This is a genomic window from Agreia sp. (assembly GCF_964263775.1).
In the GTDB taxonomy this organism is placed as follows: Bacteria; Actinomycetota; Actinomycetes; order Actinomycetales; family Microbacteriaceae; genus Agreia.
Window position 1 is genome coordinate 1 of record NZ_CAXVWM010000149.1, and the last position, 15,350, is coordinate 15,350.

At 66.4% G+C, this 15,350-nt stretch carries 16 protein-coding genes, 1 tRNA gene and 1 pseudogene; 9 read left to right on the forward strand and 9 right to left on the reverse strand.

What is annotated here, in order from left to right; genetic code table 11:
* Positions 1–1,239 (forward strand): flavin-containing monooxygenase (locus ACE5CZ_RS11215; protein WP_374947414.1); only part of this gene is annotated, 1,239 nt, incomplete at its 5' end.
* Here the strand turns inward: ACE5CZ_RS11215 and ACE5CZ_RS11220 are convergent.
* Both ACE5CZ_RS11220 and ACE5CZ_RS11225 read right to left on the reverse strand, forming a co-directional pair.
* Complete coding sequence (locus tag ACE5CZ_RS11220) at positions 1,215–1,856, reverse strand: hypothetical protein (RefSeq protein WP_374947415.1); 642 nt, start codon at positions 1,854–1,856, stop codon at positions 1,215–1,217. The two genes, ACE5CZ_RS11215 and ACE5CZ_RS11220, sit on opposite strands and share 25 nt — an antisense overlap.
* 45 nt (positions 1,857–1,901) lie before the next feature.
* Positions 1,902–2,096 (reverse strand): hypothetical protein, encoded by a 195-nt coding sequence (locus ACE5CZ_RS11225; RefSeq protein WP_374947416.1) that lies wholly within the window; start codon positions 2,094–2,096, stop codon positions 1,902–1,904.
* A 101-nt stretch (positions 2,097–2,197) separates the two neighbouring features.
* Here ACE5CZ_RS11225 and ACE5CZ_RS11230 point away from each other — a divergent pair, with 101 nt between their 5' ends.
* The gene (locus tag ACE5CZ_RS11230) at positions 2,198–2,632 is read left to right on the forward strand and encodes an iron chaperone (protein ID WP_374947417.1); all 435 of its coding nucleotides are present in this window, start codon (positions 2,198–2,200) and stop codon (positions 2,630–2,632) included.
* A 49-nt stretch (positions 2,633–2,681) separates the two neighbouring features.
* The gene (locus tag ACE5CZ_RS11235; protein ID WP_374947418.1) at positions 2,682–3,251 is read left to right on the forward strand and encodes a peroxidase-related enzyme; all 570 of its coding nucleotides are present in this window, start codon (positions 2,682–2,684) and stop codon (positions 3,249–3,251) included.
* A gap of 13 nt (positions 3,252–3,264) precedes the next feature.
* Here ACE5CZ_RS11235 and ACE5CZ_RS11240 read toward each other — a convergent pair.
* From ACE5CZ_RS11240 to ACE5CZ_RS11260, 5 genes are all read right to left on the reverse strand, one after another.
* Positions 3,265–3,336: transfer RNA gene (locus ACE5CZ_RS11240), tRNA-Arg, on the reverse strand.
* A 25-nt stretch (positions 3,337–3,361) separates the two neighbouring features.
* Positions 3,362–3,859: an HNH endonuclease gene (locus ACE5CZ_RS11245; RefSeq protein ID WP_374947419.1), complete on the reverse strand. Its 498-nt coding sequence runs from the start codon at positions 3,857–3,859 to the stop codon at positions 3,362–3,364.
* 347 nt (positions 3,860–4,206) lie between these two features.
* Entirely contained in the window at positions 4,207–5,169 is a 963-nt protein-coding gene (locus ACE5CZ_RS11250; RefSeq protein WP_374947420.1) for a C40 family peptidase, read from the reverse strand.
* A 237-nt stretch (positions 5,170–5,406) separates the two neighbouring features.
* Positions 5,407–6,948 (reverse strand): hypothetical protein, encoded by a 1,542-nt coding sequence (locus ACE5CZ_RS11255; RefSeq protein ID WP_374947421.1) that lies wholly within the window; start codon positions 6,946–6,948, stop codon positions 5,407–5,409.
* A 231-nt stretch (positions 6,949–7,179) separates the two neighbouring features.
* Positions 7,180–7,872 carry a metal-dependent transcriptional regulator gene (locus ACE5CZ_RS11260; protein ID WP_374947422.1) on the reverse strand — a complete coding sequence of 231 codons (693 nt, stop codon included), beginning with the start codon at positions 7,870–7,872 and terminating at the stop codon, positions 7,180–7,182.
* An 88-nt stretch (positions 7,873–7,960) separates the two neighbouring features.
* On the opposite strand from ACE5CZ_RS11260, the gene serC reads away from it, so the two are divergent.
* On the forward strand, positions 7,961–9,073 hold the full coding sequence (gene serC / locus ACE5CZ_RS11265; RefSeq protein ID WP_374947423.1) for a phosphoserine transaminase: 1,113 nt from the start codon (positions 7,961–7,963) through the stop codon (positions 9,071–9,073).
* Positions 9,074–9,170: 97 nt separating this feature from the next.
* Here serC and ACE5CZ_RS11270 read toward each other — a convergent pair whose 3' ends face one another.
* Both ACE5CZ_RS11270 and ACE5CZ_RS11275 read right to left on the reverse strand, forming a co-directional pair.
* Complete coding sequence (locus ACE5CZ_RS11270; RefSeq protein WP_374947424.1) at positions 9,171–9,893, reverse strand: DUF3027 domain-containing protein; 723 nt, start codon at positions 9,891–9,893, stop codon at positions 9,171–9,173.
* Between the two features lie 6 nt (positions 9,894–9,899).
* Entirely contained in the window at positions 9,900–10,280 is a 381-nt protein-coding gene (locus ACE5CZ_RS11275; RefSeq protein ID WP_374947425.1) for a cold-shock protein, read from the reverse strand.
* A gap of 93 nt (positions 10,281–10,373) precedes the next feature.
* Between ACE5CZ_RS11275 and ACE5CZ_RS11280 the strand changes: the two genes are divergently transcribed.
* The 5 genes and pseudogenes from ACE5CZ_RS11280 to ACE5CZ_RS11300 form a co-directional block, all read left to right on the forward strand.
* Positions 10,374–10,643: a multidrug ABC transporter ATPase gene (locus tag ACE5CZ_RS11280; RefSeq protein WP_374947426.1), complete on the forward strand. Its 270-nt coding sequence runs from the start codon at positions 10,374–10,376 to the stop codon at positions 10,641–10,643.
* Entirely contained in the window at positions 10,640–12,424 is a 1,785-nt protein-coding gene (locus ACE5CZ_RS11285) for a helicase-associated domain-containing protein (protein ID WP_374947427.1), read from the forward strand. The genes ACE5CZ_RS11280 and ACE5CZ_RS11285 overlap by 4 nt, the downstream gene beginning before the upstream one ends.
* A gap of 58 nt (positions 12,425–12,482) precedes the next feature.
* Positions 12,483–14,129 (forward strand): DNA repair helicase XPB, encoded by a 1,647-nt coding sequence (locus tag ACE5CZ_RS11290; protein ID WP_374947428.1) that lies wholly within the window; start codon positions 12,483–12,485, stop codon positions 14,127–14,129.
* A 56-nt stretch (positions 14,130–14,185) separates the two neighbouring features.
* Complete coding sequence (locus tag ACE5CZ_RS11295) at positions 14,186–14,875, forward strand: response regulator transcription factor (protein WP_374947429.1); 690 nt, start codon at positions 14,186–14,188, stop codon at positions 14,873–14,875.
* A 40-nt stretch (positions 14,876–14,915) separates the two neighbouring features.
* Positions 14,916–15,350: pseudogene (locus ACE5CZ_RS11300) on the forward strand (two-component sensor histidine kinase); the annotation flags it as partial.

The following is a 15,350-nucleotide window of genomic DNA, read 5'->3' on the forward strand; positions in this document are numbered from 1 at the left end:
CTTCAGGATGCCGTGCGATCCGAGGGACTTCGGCCACACCTGCGTCTCGGCGTCGACGTGCGCGAGCTGCGCTGGCTCGCCGACGACAGCCGATGGCACGTGAGTACGAGCTCGGGCGACTATCTCTGCCGCACGCTCATCGTCGCCGCCGGTCGCCTGTCGGATGCGCGCATGCCCGAGGTGCCCGGGCTCGACACGTTTGCGGGGCCGGTCATGCACTCGTCCGCGTGGGACGCATCCGTCGTTCTGCGCGGACAGCGCGTGGGCGTCGTCGGCACGGGAGCATCCGCGGCGCAGGTGATTCCTCGCCTCGCCCAGACCGCGGCGAGTGTCGTGGTGTTCCAGCGCAGCGCGCCGTACGTGGTTCCGCGCCCGGATCGGCAATACACGCGCGGTGAGCAGCACGATTTCGCGGCAGATCCGAGAGCGCGTCGAGCGATGCGCGACAACCTGTTCTGGGGAGCCGAGACGGCGTTCGCCGAGCGGATGCGCGTGCCCGGCTACATCGACCGGCTGCGCGATCGCGCGCTCGCGCACCTCGATGACCAGCTCAGCGACCCCGCTGTGCGTGCGGCCGCGACGCCGAACTACGAGATCGGCTGCAAGCGGGTGATCATCTCGAACGACTACTACCCCGCGCTCGCCTCGAAGACTGTGACACTCGAACCGTCGGCGCTCGAGAACGTCTCGGGGCCTGTGGCGACCTCGGTCGCCGGAACCCGCGTCGAGCTCGACGTGCTGGTCTTCGCCACCGGGTTCGAATCGACGCGGCCGCCGTTCGCCGCACGCACCTTCGGCACCGACGGCATCCGTCTCGCTGACGCCTGGAGCAGGGGAATGCGCGCGCACGCATCGACGACCGTGCACGGATTTCCGAACATGTTCGTGCTCGACGGACCGAATGCGAGCCTCGGCCACAACTCGGCCGTCGTCATGATCGAGGCGCAGCTCGACTACGTGCTTGCGGCCCTCGACCATCGCGACGCGGCGGGCGTCGACGCGCTCGACGTCTCGCTCGAGGCACAGGATGCCTCAACCCGTGACATCGACGACAAGGCGGCGTCGACCGTGTGGCTGACCGGAGGATGCGAGAGCTGGTACGTCGACGAGCGCAGCAGACGACTCACGCTGCTGTGGCCCGATTTCGCCTACGCGTTCCAACGCCGCCTGTCACGCTTCGACCCCGAGAACTACACGGTCGTCGAGGCGAGCGGTCAGAGTTCGATGTCGCCGGCGTAGTCGCGACCGCCCTCGTGCCGCGCGCGTTCAGGGGTCATCTCGTCGACGCGGTGCCCGAGTTCGGCCGCGAGAGCGACGATGCGATCGCGCTTGGGCGTCTCGACCAGCACGACGGGGAACGAGTCAGAGTCGATGTCGAAGACCACCAACTCGAGTCCCGCCGGCGCGAGCAGCGCGTTGGCGCGCAGCATGCCGAACGTGAGGTGGGCATCCGGGTCGTCGACGGACTGCAGGTCGACGCCGCTCGACAGCACAGCGCTCATGCGGCTCAACCCCCAGGCTAGTTCGGCGGCGCTGTCCTTACAGTCGAGTTCGTGGCCCAGGTCGTTCTCGACAAGCCAGGCGACGAGGGCGAACCACGGGTCGACGTCGTCGTCTTCGAGGCTGCGGGCTTCAGCGGCGTTCGCATGATCGTGCAGGTATTCGGAGGGCGACTCGCGCGCCCGCACCACCACGTCGACAAGTCCCGCATCCGGTGTCAGCAGCCCTGCAAACTCGCGCCAACGGTTCGTGAGTTCGTCGTCGGATGGGTTCGGCGCGGCCTCGGCACCCGTGACCGCCGGCTCCTCTCCCGCGCGCTGCAGACGCGTCGTGCGATGGAACGGGTTCCAGGCCACGATCAGGAGCTCGTCGAGGAGAGGGGGGCATGCGCTGACATGAGTTCACTCTGACACCGCATGCTGCGCAGCGCACCCCCTGACGCCGCCTATCGAAGACTGCCGGCTCGCGGCGACCGGGTAGATGCCGATGAACTTCTTCCAGGCGGCGTAGTGCAGTCCGTAGCGACCACCGAGCATCACCGTGGGCATGTCGTAGCGGTACTTCTCCTCGCCACCGGGCACCCTGCGAATCACCATCGATCAGGATCGGAGAAGCGCTTGGCATGCGGGCATCCCTATCCTGAAGTCGGCGCCGCGACCCCCGCGGCTCAGTTCATGTCTGATCGAAGGAGAACACCATGGCCGCGGCTGCCGAAGGACTGACCAAAGAAGAGCGCGACGCGGTCAAGGATCGCGCGAAAGAACTGCGCGAAGAGGCCAAGGCGGGCAAGAACCGCGAGGCGGGCGAGAAATCGGTGGCGAAGGCGATCGCTGATATGCCCGAATCGGATGCCGCTATCGCGGGCCGCATCCACGAACTGGTCGCCGAACAGGCACCGGAGCTCATGCCGAAGACCTGGTACGGACAGCCCGCGTACGCGAACACTGAGGGCAAGGTCGTCTTGTTCGTGCAGAGCGCTGCCAAGTTCAAGACCCGCTACTGCACTCTGGGTTTCAGCGAAGACGCGGCCCTCGACGACGGCGAGATGTGGCCGACGTCGTTCGCGGTGACGAAGCTGACGCCTACTGTTGAGAAGACGATCGCGGAGCTCATCCAACGCGCGGCGGCGTAGAACCGACGTGCCTCTAGTGGTGACGCCGCGTCGGTGGCACGATGGCGGCATGAGCATCATCGCGACGCCCGAGCCGGGCGAGGCGACCGGTGAGGTCGCAGAGATCTACGCGGAAGACATTGCCGACACGGGCTACGTGCCCAGCCATACGCGTGTCATGGCCGTCAATCCTGAGGCCTACCGTGCCTGGGAAAACCTTATCGGGGCCATCGCGCGCCCCATGGACAAGCGGCGCTACGAGTTGATCACCCTTGCCGCCGCGGGGGCACTGCGCTCGAAGGCCTGCCGCCTCGCGCACGGTAAGAAGTCGCTGCAGTACATCTCGGAGGATCAGCTCGTTCGCATCGCCCGCGACTATCACGACGCCGGTCTGTCTGCCGCGGAGGTCGCATTGATGGAGTTCGCCGAGAAGCTCAGTACCGACTCGGCGGCGATGACGGATGCCGACAGCACGACCCTGCGCGACCACGGCTTCACCGACCGCGAGATCGTCGACATCGCCCTCGCGGCGGCCGCCCGCAACTATTACAGCCGCGCACTGCACGCGCTCGGCGTCGAGGTGGATGTTCCGGCCGGGCTCAGCGAGCCGCTGCGCTCGGCACTGATGGACTCGCTTTAGTTGTCTTGCTCTGTGCCCCTGGAGGGACTCGAACCCCCAACCTGTTCCTTAGGACGGAATTGCTCTTCCATTGAGCTACAGAGGCTGGCTTCAGCAGTTTAGCCTAGCGCCTACGCCGCGCTCTCGATGTAGCCCTCCCAGGCCGGCTCGGCGCGCTCCGCTCCGCGCACCGTCCAGCCCGACTGGTGCGGCATCCGGGGTGTGGCGCGCAGCGTCCAACCCATCTCGGCCGGGGTGCGGTCGCTCTTGATGTTGTTGCAGCGCAGGCAGCAGGCCACGAGGTTCTCCCACGTGTCCTTGCCTCCGCGCGACTTGGGCTGCACATGGTCGATGGTCGTCGCCCCTCCCCCGCAGTACAGGCAGCGCATTCCGTCGCGACGCAGCACGCCCCGGCGCGACACGGGCATGAGCCTGGTCGACGGGATGCGCACGTAGCGCGTCAGGATGATGACGCTCGGCCGGTCGAAGAGGCCAGACGTGGCCCAGACCGGATGCTCGTCATCGCTCTCAATGATGGTCGCCTTCTCATTCATCACGAGAACGATGGCGCGCTTGAACGAGACCACTCCGAGTGGCTCGTATCCCGCGTTCAAAACTAGTGTTCGCATTGTTGCCCTTTCGAATTGCCCTGCACGGCTTGCAGGGACCCGATGTGTCACCCATCGACTTTCTTACCGATCAGGGAGCAAATGGACACAAAAAAAGGGCACCGTCACAATGACAGCACCCTAACCGAGCCGAACCCGGCTCAGACAACGTCCACTCGTGTGCCTCCTGACACTGAGCAGGCGGCAACCCGTGGTGCGGATGCTCCTGCCAGCTATCACGAGGTCTCCTCTAAAGGCTCGAATAATTGCAGTAAGGCTAACCCACGAACGGCGCACCGCAAATTCTCGGCACGCCGTTCGGGTGAGCTGTAACCGATTGTTCACAAATCGGCCAGCGGCAGAACGAGTCAGACGATGCGCACGAAGTAGTAGCTGCCCCACAGCGCGCGGTGCTCGACGAAGCGGCCCCAGTCGGGCGAGTCGATCACTCCACCGGCTCCGTCGTAGATGCCGACGTGGTACATCGGCCACACCACGAGGTCGCCCGGCTGGGCGTCTTCGGGCGAGACGCGGATTCCCATGGCCGCCTGATTGCCGACGATGCGCGGCAAGTAGATGCCGAACTGGCCGAACACGTATTGGGTGAGCCCGTCGCATCCGAAACCGGCCTCGGGGGTTGCACCGGCGCTATAGGGAACGACGCCCACGAACTGCTCGGCGTAGTCGACGACGGCCTGGCCGCTGTAGGCGCCCGAGGGCGGGTTGACTGCGAAGGTGCCGGCGGTGGGCGCAGCAGCAGACGCGGCCGACGCAGCCGACGCGGCGGCCGTGCTGGCCTCGGTTGCGGCGACCGCGGCGGCCGCGGCGTCGCGCGCTGCCTGCAATTCTGCGCTGGTGGGAGCGGTGTAAGCGTCGCGGCTCACGGCCAGGGCGGCCGCGGTGTCGTCGACCGTGATGCTCTGGGCTGCCCCGCCCAGGTCGGCGGAGTTGTTCGAATCGAAGCCGGCGGTGCCGCTGCCGAACGCATAGGCGGGAAGAGCCATCGTGGCGATGAGCCCCACGGCGAACGTCATGACGACGCCGCCGGCGACGTTGCGCTTGGTGGGCTTCGTGAAGCGGGGTGGCGCCGTCTGCATGGTCGCCCGGGCGATGGGTGCGGATGCGCGGGGCGCCGCAATCAGCGACGTGGCCGAGCGGGTCACCGCGGTGGTGGGCCGGGGCACGGCGGGAACGATGTCGTCGTGCGACTCGCGTCGCTCCCTGCGGGAGACCGGCGCCGCTGCGCTGGCGTCCACCGAGGGGGCGTCGATCGAGATGTTCGGGTTCTGCTGGCCGTTCGGGGCGTCCAGCGGCTCACGAAGTTCGGTCAAAATCTGTACCTCCGGCACCTCGCACGGCATCTAGGGTGCCGCCCCGTCCCACTGAATTAGCTGCGGGTCGCGCTCGCCGAGAGACGGGGAAAAGAGATGTCTCGGCGCCGTCCAAGGCCTGGGTTCGGCCGTCTGGACTCGTCCGATGGTACGGGAGCGTTACCTGTTTGTCATCTTAAATTCGCTTTTTCTAACGAATGGATAACGGACGAACCGACGAAACCTCAGCGCAAGCTGTTATTTGAAGTCTGTGTCGAGGTTCACATCGAGGCCGTCAGTCGCACTGCCGACATCGATGTGCATGTGCGTGCACGAGTCGCTGAACTCCTTGAAGTTCTGGAGGTTCAGCGAGATTCCGGCCGACGCACGGCAGCCGCTCTGGCCCAGGTTCGAGCCCGACGGCATGATCGGATCGAGGATCTCGGCGAACTTCACCGTGCTCGCATCGGCGCCGGGAACCGAGGCTCCGTTGATGAGATAGAAGTCCACCGCATGGCCACCGCCGTTGATGTAGTGCGACGAACCGGTTCCGCCGCCCTCGATCTGGCCGGTGCACTTGCGGTTGATGTCGCTGACGGCGACGGAATCGAACGTGCGAACCGCGATCACCATCACCTGCAGAATGCGCAGGTCGATTCCGCAGTCGGGTTTGACCACGCCGTCGGCCAACGCGCGGATCTCGGGAATGTGGTCGGGAACGGAGCCCTTGAGTCTGCCCTCAGCCACGGCGACCATGAGCTCTTGGGCGAGTTTCTGCGACTCCTTCGACACGTAGGCGTTCGTGGTCGAGTACAGCGACCCGGGAGCACCCTCGGCGTAGAAGTCATCGCGAACCGCGTTCAGCGCGGGGCCCTCCCCCACCGACAGGTTCTGGCTGTCTGTGACATCGCTCACGTTCTGAATCGACGAGAAGTCCGACGCGGTTGCGAATCCGAGCGAGGGAATGGAGAGAGACACGACGAAGAGTGCGGCGATCGTCATGACGAAGCCCGCGAGCACGCGTCGCTTGATCGGCTGCGCTCGGGCGTGAGACACGAAGGTGCCGCTCGACGACGACAGCAGCTCCGCGACAGGAACCGAGCGCGTCACCCTCGGCGACGCGATCGGCACCGGCTGCGGGCGTTCGTCGGCTGCCTCTGTCGCGACGGCCGAGATCGGCTCGGGCGCGACGTGCGGTTCGGCGAAGTCGACCTCGGCGCTCAGGACCGTCTCGGCAGCGATGTGCTCGGCCGTCTCGACCTCGACCTCCGGATGCTGCGCCACGAGTTCGATCTCGAGCGGCACCGTCTCGACGTTAGCCACGGCGAGCATACGCGTCTCGACCTCTGGCTCGGGCTCGGCGATCGGTTCAGGTGACGTCTCGTCGACGGCGGCCGGGGTCTCCGACCTGGCGCGTCTCCCGCGCCGCGTGGTCGGCTGCTCGACAGCAGGCACAGGCGTCGGCGCTGCTTCGACAGCAGGCTCGGGCACCGTCTCGACGACGGGCGCCGGGGCCTCGACCGGCACGCGCTCGGCCACGGTATCCGGAACCGTCTCTACCGAGGAAGGATGCTCGGCGTACCGCTCATCGAGCTCGCGCTCGCGCCGCTCGCGGCGGCTCATCGCCGCTGCGGGCGCAACGGTCGTAGTGGATCGATGCAGTGCCTCGGCTTCGGCTTCGGCCTGTTCCCGATCGCGCAGCTGTCGACGGCTCAGCGTCGAGGCGGGTGGCGCCGATCGCGAATCGCGCCGTCGTCGAGCATGCTCGACGCTCTTCTGCGACTCACTGGGTTCGACCACGGAACGAAAATCCTTCTGCGCCACGAATGGCAGACATGTCCGACCGTCAGAGCGCTGAACGGGTTTGGATGATGCAGGAGACAGTCGGAGGGCGCATCCTGATCCGGTGCTCGACCCGCCAGGCTGAGCGGGGGAACTGTTCGAGGGTATGCGAAACCGTCGCCCGTGTCATCCTGGCGCGGTCACCTGCCAGCCGTCGAGCCGCGCAGCAACAGGTTCGCAGTGTGTCGGTCAGATGCCGACGAAGATGTGCCCCGCGACCTCGTTGGGAAGTTCGAGGCCCTCGGGGAACCCCTCGACCTCGACCAGAATGTACGAGCCGACCTGCGAGAACGCGGCCGCGTTGCCCGGCACCACACCGAACTGCTTCAGCTGCAGCAACAGCTCCGGATCTACTTGCGCCGGCTCGCCGAGACGCCGGATGATCTTGGTCTGCGGCCCGACTGCGCCGTGCACGAGGCTGAGCAGATTGACGACACCGCGGGTGAACGGCACGGCCGCCGCGTCGCCGAACTCGTCGAGCCCGGGAATGGGGTTGCCGTAGGGCGATTCCGTGGGATGGTCGAGCATCTCGATGATGCGCCGCTCCACCTGCTCACTCATCACATGCTCCCATCGGCATGCCTCTTCGTGCACGTATTCCCAGTCGAGGCCGATCACGTCGCTCAGCAGGCGCTCGGCGAGGCGGTGCTTGCGCATCACGTGCACGGCCTTCGTTCGGCCGGTTGCCGTGAGCTCGAGGTGACGGTCGCCCGACACGACCACCAGACCGTCGCGCTCCATGCGCCCGACCGTCTGCGACACCGTGGGGCCGGAGTGTCCGAGGCGCTCCGAAATCCGGGCGCGCAGCGGAATGATGTTCTCCTCCTCCAGTTCGAGGATCGTTCGGAGATACATCTCCGTGGTGTCAATGAGATCGGCCAACGATCACTCCTTAGGAAGTTGCGCACGTACGCCTCAACCATAACGTTCGGACACGGTGGGTAAGGCTCGGCTCACTAGACTCAACTTCATGCCTGAACTGACAATTCCCAGCACCCTTCTGCCCGTCGATGGCCGCTTCGGATGCGGGCCCTCGAAGGTGCGCCCCGAGCAACTCATCGACCTCAGCACCCGGGGGGCTTCCCTTCTGGGAACGTCTCACCGCCAGGCGCCCGTCAAGAACCTCGTCGGCTCGGTGCGCGACGGCCTGTCGAACCTCTTCTCGCTGCCCGAGGGTTACGAGGTCGTTCTCGGCAACGGCGGATCGACCGCTTTCTGGGACGCGGCGGCATTCGGACTCATCGAGAAGCGAAGCGAGCACCTCACCTTCGGCGAGTTCGGCTCCAAGTTCGCCGCAGCCGCCAAGGCACCATGGCTCGAGGCTCCGTGCGTTCTCAATGCCGCAGGCGGCTCGCGCAGCGAAATCGAGATCGTCGAGGGCGTGGATGTCTACGCCTGGCCCCACAACGAGACCAGCACCGGCGTGATGGCTCCCGTCACGCGGGTTCACGGAGACCCGGGTGCCCTGACCGTGGTCGATGCCACCAGCGCGGCCGGCGGCATCCAGTTCGACGCGGCCGAGACCGACGTCTACTACTTCGCGCCCCAGAAGAACTTCGCCTCGGATGGCGGACTCTGGTTCGCGCTCTTCTCTGCCGCCGCCCTCGAGCGAGTCGAGCGCATCGCCGCGTCGGGCCGGTACATCCCCGAGTTTCTCAGCATCAAGAACGCCGTCGACAACTCGCGCCTCAACCAGACCCTCAACACGCCGGCCATCGCCACGCTCGTGATGCTCGATAACCAGATCGAATGGATCAACGGCAACGGCGGGCTCGGATGGGCATCCGCCCGCACCGCCGAGTCGTCGAGCGCACTCTACGACTGGGCAGAGTCGGTCGACTACGCGAGCCCCTTTGTGGCGAACCCCGAGCACCGCTCACAGGTCGTCGTCACGATCGACTTCGACGACTCGATCGACGCGGCCGCCATCGCGAAGGTGCTGCGCGCCAACGGCATCGTCGACACCGAGCCCTACCGCAAGCTGGGCCGCAACCAGCTGCGCGTCGCCACGTTCGTGGCGATCGAGCCGAGTGACGTGCGCTCGCTCATCTCGTCGATCGAATACGTGGTCGAGAACCTCTAGCCCAGCGAACGCACAGAACGGGAGGAGCTCCGAGCATCCGACGCTCTATTCGCGTCGGATGCATCGAATCTCCTCCCGTTTCGGCTTTCGCTCTGCGTCAGCGCAGGTCTTCGGGGGCGTCTTCGTCGTAGTAGACGCTCGAGCGCGGCTCGGAATCGTCGAGTTCGACGACCGTGAGGCCCTCTTCGTCGACGTCGACCGCCTGCTCTGGCTTCGCGGTCCGAGGCGTGTCGTCTCCACGAACGAGAACCGACACGTCGAGAACGGCGGCCTCAGCATGCTCGTGAACAGCGTCGTCGAGCACGTCGTCATCGAGGATGTGGTCGTCGAGGTCGAGCTCGTCGTCGATGTCCTCGTCGTCGGACTCGTCGTCATCAGACTCGTCATCATCTGATTCGTCATCGTCTTCATCGTCGACCGCGAGCGCCGCAGCGTGCTCCTGGGCGAGCTTGTAGTCTTCGAGACGATCAGACCAGGGGGTCCATTCGGGTGCCAGAACGGCACCCTCTCCCGGAAGCAGCTCGGTCTCAAGCACATTGGGCTCGCTGTCGGCGTCGACCCTCGACAGCGTCGCCGTCCAGTGCCAGTCGGGGTAGCCGGGCATGAGCGACGCGAAGTGCAGGCTCAGGACGTGCTCGCCGTGGCTAGCGTGCCCTACGAGTGCTCCGACGGTCGACGCCGGGGTGATCTCGATAAGCGCAGCGCGCGCCGCACCGACGGCCGCCAGAAGAACGGGGTCGGCGTCGAACTGCACGACGGGAGTGACCTCGGGCGTCTCGTCGAAAGACGAGCCGTCGAGGGTCGAATCGGATTGCTGCACCGGTGTCTACGCGTCCAATTCGTCGGCGACCTTGCGCAGGAGCGCAGCGATCTTGCGGCTGTGCGCCGTGTCGGGGTAACGACCCCGCTTGAGGTTCGTGCCGATGCCGTCGAGAACCTTGACCAGGTCTTCGACGATGATCGACATGTCGTCGGCCGGCTTACGACTGAGCTTCACCAGGCTGGGCGGCGCTTCGAGCACGCGAACAGAGAGCGCCTGTGCCCCCCTCTTGCCGTCGGCAATGCCGAACTCGAGCTTCGTGCCCGCCTTCACGCTCGTACCTGCGGGCAGGGCTGACGCGTGCAGAAAGACCTCTGAGCCGTCATCGGAACTGATGAAGCCGAAGCCCTTCTCATCGTCGTAGAACTTGACCTTGCCGGTGGGCATCCGCGCATCTCCTTGGGTGAATTCGGCTCGCCAATCGGCTGGCGGGCACACGATAGCCTAACCGGCCCGCGCTGAGACCGTATCCTTAGAGCTGTGACAGACAAGCCAACACCGCCGGTTCGCTCGGGCGAGCGCATAATCGCCTTCATGATCGCCGGCATCATCGGCCTGTCGATTGTCTGCATATTCGCCATCCTCATCGGCGCGCTGCTCGGTGTGACGAGCGAGCAGTACTCCACGGGCGTCTGGCCCATCGTGCGGGTGCTGCCGATCCCCGGATTCGTCGTCGGGTTCGTGATGATATTCGTGCTTCTGTTCATCAATCTGCGCCGCCGCGCCAAGGAGGCACCGAAGCCTCGATGAGCGACACTCTCGCTCTCGCCGGCCGCCTCCAACTCCTAGGCGACGATGACCTCGTCGCGCTCGCATCCGCCCGCCTGAACGACGCCCGAGGCATCAAAGACTTCTTCGACCTGGCAGACCGACTGCTCGATCCCGGCTCGATCGACGCCGCACTCGCCTCGCTTCCGCGGCGCACGCTGGCGGCTCTCGCGCATCCGTCGCCTGACACCGACCCGACCGACCTCGAGCCCGCCGAACGCCTCTTTCTGACCGACGGCCAGACGCCGGGCACCGCGTTGGATGCCGTCACCCGCGTTCTCGAGTCGTGGCCCGGCCGCGGCCTCCCGTCGGCCCACCAGCTTGCAGACGAGCCGGCCCCGGCAGACACCGACCGCACCCCGCAGCGCGACACGAGCGACCGGATCGCCGCAGAACGCGCGTTCATCGCAACCTCCGGCATCGCCGAACTCATCCATGAGCTGCGCGTGACGCCGGTCAGGGAACTGGCCAAGGGAGGCGTGGCCGCCCCCGATGCGAAGAGGCTCCTCGCCTCACTGACGATCGAGCCCAACGACCTCGACGCCCTGCTGCGAATCGCCCGCCGCGCCGGCCTGGTGATCCTCGACGACCTGCTCTGGACGACCACAGACGAATCGCTGCCGTGGCTCCTGAAAGGCTCGGCCGACCGATGGATCGCACTCGCGACCTCGTGGCTCAACGCCCTCGCCGACGACATCGGCGAGGTGCTGCGCTCGCGCAGCCGTCGCCCCTGGGGCGCCGACGCCCAGCGAACCATCGCGTACCTCTATCCCGCGGGGGGAGACGCCCTGCGCGGACGCGTCGCGTTCGTGCTCGACAGCGCCGAATACCTGGGGATCACCGCCAACGGCTATCCCGGCGCCGCGGCCCGAGCCCTCCTCGACAACAGCACGGAGCCCCTCTCCGCCGTCGCGGCCACGCTGCTGCCGGCCGAGGTCTCGCACGTCTACCTCCAGCACGACCTCACCGTCATCGCCCCCGGCCCTCTCACCCCGGACGTCGACGTGCGGCTGCGAACGCTGGCCGACATCGAGGGCCGCGGCCTCGCATCCACGTACCGCATCTCTGCCGCCAGCGTCACCCGCGCACTGGCCGAGGGCGAGACGGCCGACGGCATTCTGGCGTTCTTCCGCTCCGTGTCGCTCACCGGCGTTCCCCAGCCCGTCGAGTACCTCGTCGCCGAGGCCAGCTCACGCTACGGCAGACTGCGCGCCGGTGCGGCGACCCCCGACGACGAAGCCCGCGGCATCGCGAGCTACGTGCGCAGCGACGACGTCGCCCTGCTCAGCACCCTGGCCGTCGACCACGGCCTGGCCTCGCTCGGCCTCGAGCACGACGGCCGAGACCGGCTCACCAGTCGGTTCGCGTTCGACACGCTGTTCTGGATGATCTCCGACGCCCGGTACCCCGTTGTGGCCGAACGCGAATCCGGGGTCACTTTCGCGCCCGTTCGCGCCCGAACGTCGCAGCGAAAGCCCGTGCCCGCTCCTCGGCCGTTCGTCGACCTGGTCGCGCGCCTCCGCGAATCCGCCCACGCGGTCAGCGACACCCCCGAGGCGTGGATCGCCCGCCAGCTCGACGTCGCCATCAAGGCGAAGAGCCCGTTGGCGGTCAGCGTGGGCATGCCCGACGACAAGACCATCGTGTTCCTCGTGACACCCCTCTCGTTGGCCGCGGGCCGTCTGCGGGCGATCGACGAGAAGGCGGGCGTGGAGCGCACCCTTCCCCTGCGCAACATCACCGCGGTGGCTCCCGCCCCGTAGCGCAATCCCCGCACCGACGCGGGCGTCGACCCGCGCGCGGCGGGTAGGATCGTACGTTATGCCGTCTGGCCCACTGATCGTCCAAAGCGACCGCACCGTGCTTCTCGAGGTCGCGCATCCCGATGCCGAGAACGCACGCCACGAGCTTGCCGTGTTCGCCGAACTCGAGCGCGCTCCCGAGCACATCCACACCTACCGCATCACGCGTCTCGGCCTGTGGAACGCGCGCGCCGCAGGGCACGAGGCCGCGGAGATCCTGGGAACGCTCGAGCGCTACTCGAAGTTCGCGATTCCGCAGGCGGTCTCGATCGACATCGACGAGACGATCGCCCGTTACGGACGCCTCATCATCGAACGCGACGACGAAGGCGGGCTGCTGCTTCGCGCGACCGATTCCGCGGTGCTCAGCCAGATCGCATCCGGCAAGAAGATCGCCCCCCTGCTCGTCGAGCGCCGCTCGCCCGACACCTACGCGGTCGCCCCGTGGGCGCGCGGGCAGCTCAAGCAGGAGTTGACGAAACTCGGCTGGCCGGCCGATGACCGCGCGGGCTACACGCCCGGCACCCCGCACGAGATGGCGTTGCGCGAAGACGGCTGGGCACTCCGCGACTATCAGAAGCTCGCCGTCAGCAACTTCTTCGAGCGCGGATCGGGAGTCGTCGTGCTGCCCTGCGGGGCCGGAAAGACGCTCGTAGGCGCCGGAGCCATGGCCACCGCCAAGACGAACACGCTCATCCTCGTGACCAACACGGTCTCGGCCCGCCAATGGCGCAGTGAGCTTCTGAAGCGCACGACACTCACCGAAGACGAGATCGGCGAGTACTCGGGACAGCTCAAAGAGGTCAAACCCGTGACCATCGCGACCTACCAGATTCTCACGGCCAAGAGAAAGGGCACCTACGCCCACCTCGAACTGCTCGACGCCCTCGACTGGGGGCTCGTCGTCTACGACGAGGTGCACCTGCTTCCCGCACCCGTCTTCAAGCTCACCGCCGAGCTGCAGGCCCGCCGCCGCCTCGGCCTCACCGCCACCCTCGTGCGCGAAGACGGACGCGAGGGCGACGTGTTCAGCCTCATCGGCCCCAAGCGCTTCGACGCTCCCTGGAAGGAGATCGAGGCCCAAGGCTTCATCTCACCCGCGGAGTGCTTCGAGGTGCGCATCGACCTGCCGCAGAACGAGAGGCTCGAGTACGCCGCGTCGGCCGACGACGAGCGTTACCGCCTCGCCGCGACCGCTCCCGCGAAACTGGATGTCGTCAAGCGGCTCATCGAGAAACACTCCGGCGAGCGCATCCTCGTCATCGGGCAATACCTCGACCAGCTTCAGCAGCTCGAGACGGAGCTCGGCGTTCCGTCGCTCACGGGGGCCACTCCCATCGCCGAACGGGAGCGGCTTTACGCAGCCTTCCGCGACGGCACCGAGCCCATCCTCGTGGTGAGCAAGGTGGCCAACTTCTCGGTCGATCTGCCCGAGGCGAGCGTCGCCATTCAAGTGTCGGGCTCTTTCGGCTCGCGCCAAGAAGAGGCGCAGCGGCTGGGCCGTCTGCTGCGGCCGAAAGAGTCGGGGCTGTCTGCCAACTTCTACACCCTCGTGGCGCGCGACACCGTCGACCAGGACTTCGCCCAGAACAGGCAGCGGTTCTTGGCCGAGCAGGGCTACAGCTACACGATCCTCGATGCTGACGAGCTCGCGGTTCCCGTGTAGAACGCTCCCGAACCACTCCCAGACAACGCCCAGCGTACCCGCAGATACTTGAGCCTATGACTGGCCCACGCATCCTCATTGTCGACGACGAACCGAACATCCGCGACCTGCTCACCACGAGCCTCCGCTTCGCCGGCTTCGCCGTGCGCGCGGTCTCGAACGGAGCGCAGACCATCTCGGCCGTTCTCGAAGAAGAACCCGACCTCATCATCCTCGACGTGATGCTGCCCGACATGAACGGCTTCGGCGTCACGAAGCGCCTGCGGGCGTCGGGCTACACGGCTCCGATCCTCTTTCTGACGGCGAAAGACGACACCGAAGACAAGATCACGGGCCTTACCGTGGGCGGCGACGACTATGTCACGAAGCCGTTCAGCCTCGACGAGATCGTGGCTCGAATCAAGGCTATCCTGCGACGCACGATGCAGGCCGACGAAGACGCCATCATCCGCGCGGGCGAGCTGACCATGGACCAAGACACGCACGAGGTCTACGTGGGAGACGCGGCCATCGAGCTGAGCCCGACCGAGTTCAAGCTGCTGCGCTACCTCATGCTGAACCCGAACCGGGTGCTGTCGAAGGCGCAGATCCTCGACCACGTGTGGGAATACGACTTCAACGGCGACGCCGGCATCGTCGAGAGCTACATCTCGTACCTTCGACGCAAGCTCGACGCACACTCCGAGGAGTCGCTCATCCAGACCAAGCGTGGCTTCGGCTACATGCTGAAGGTCTCGAAGGCGTAGGCCCGTTCTCCCAGCGGGTTCGCGTAACCTGATCGTCGACATGCAGCACACAATCCTCACGCGCTGGAACGCGATCTCCCTGCGCAACAAGATCACCGGCGTGACCGTGCTGATGCTCACCTTCGGGCTCATCGTGTCGGGCATCGGCACCATGACCGTGCTGCGCACCTACCTGCTCAACCAGGTGGACGACCGTCTGAAGAACGCCTACGCGGAGCCCACCACGGTGCTCGGCCCCGACGCGAACAAGTACGGCTTCGCCCTCGACGACGTGCGTGCAGCTCCGAACACGTTTTTTGTGGCGCTCCTCGACTCCGACGGCCAGCCCATCGTCACGAACGAGGCCGCGGCAGCCGGCGTTCCGTCTCCAGCGGTGACGGGCATCGACATGTCGATGGCGACGACCCTGGCGGATGCCCGCTTCACGTTGCACAGCACGAAGGGTTCGTCTGACTGGCTTGCCGTCGCGCTGGTG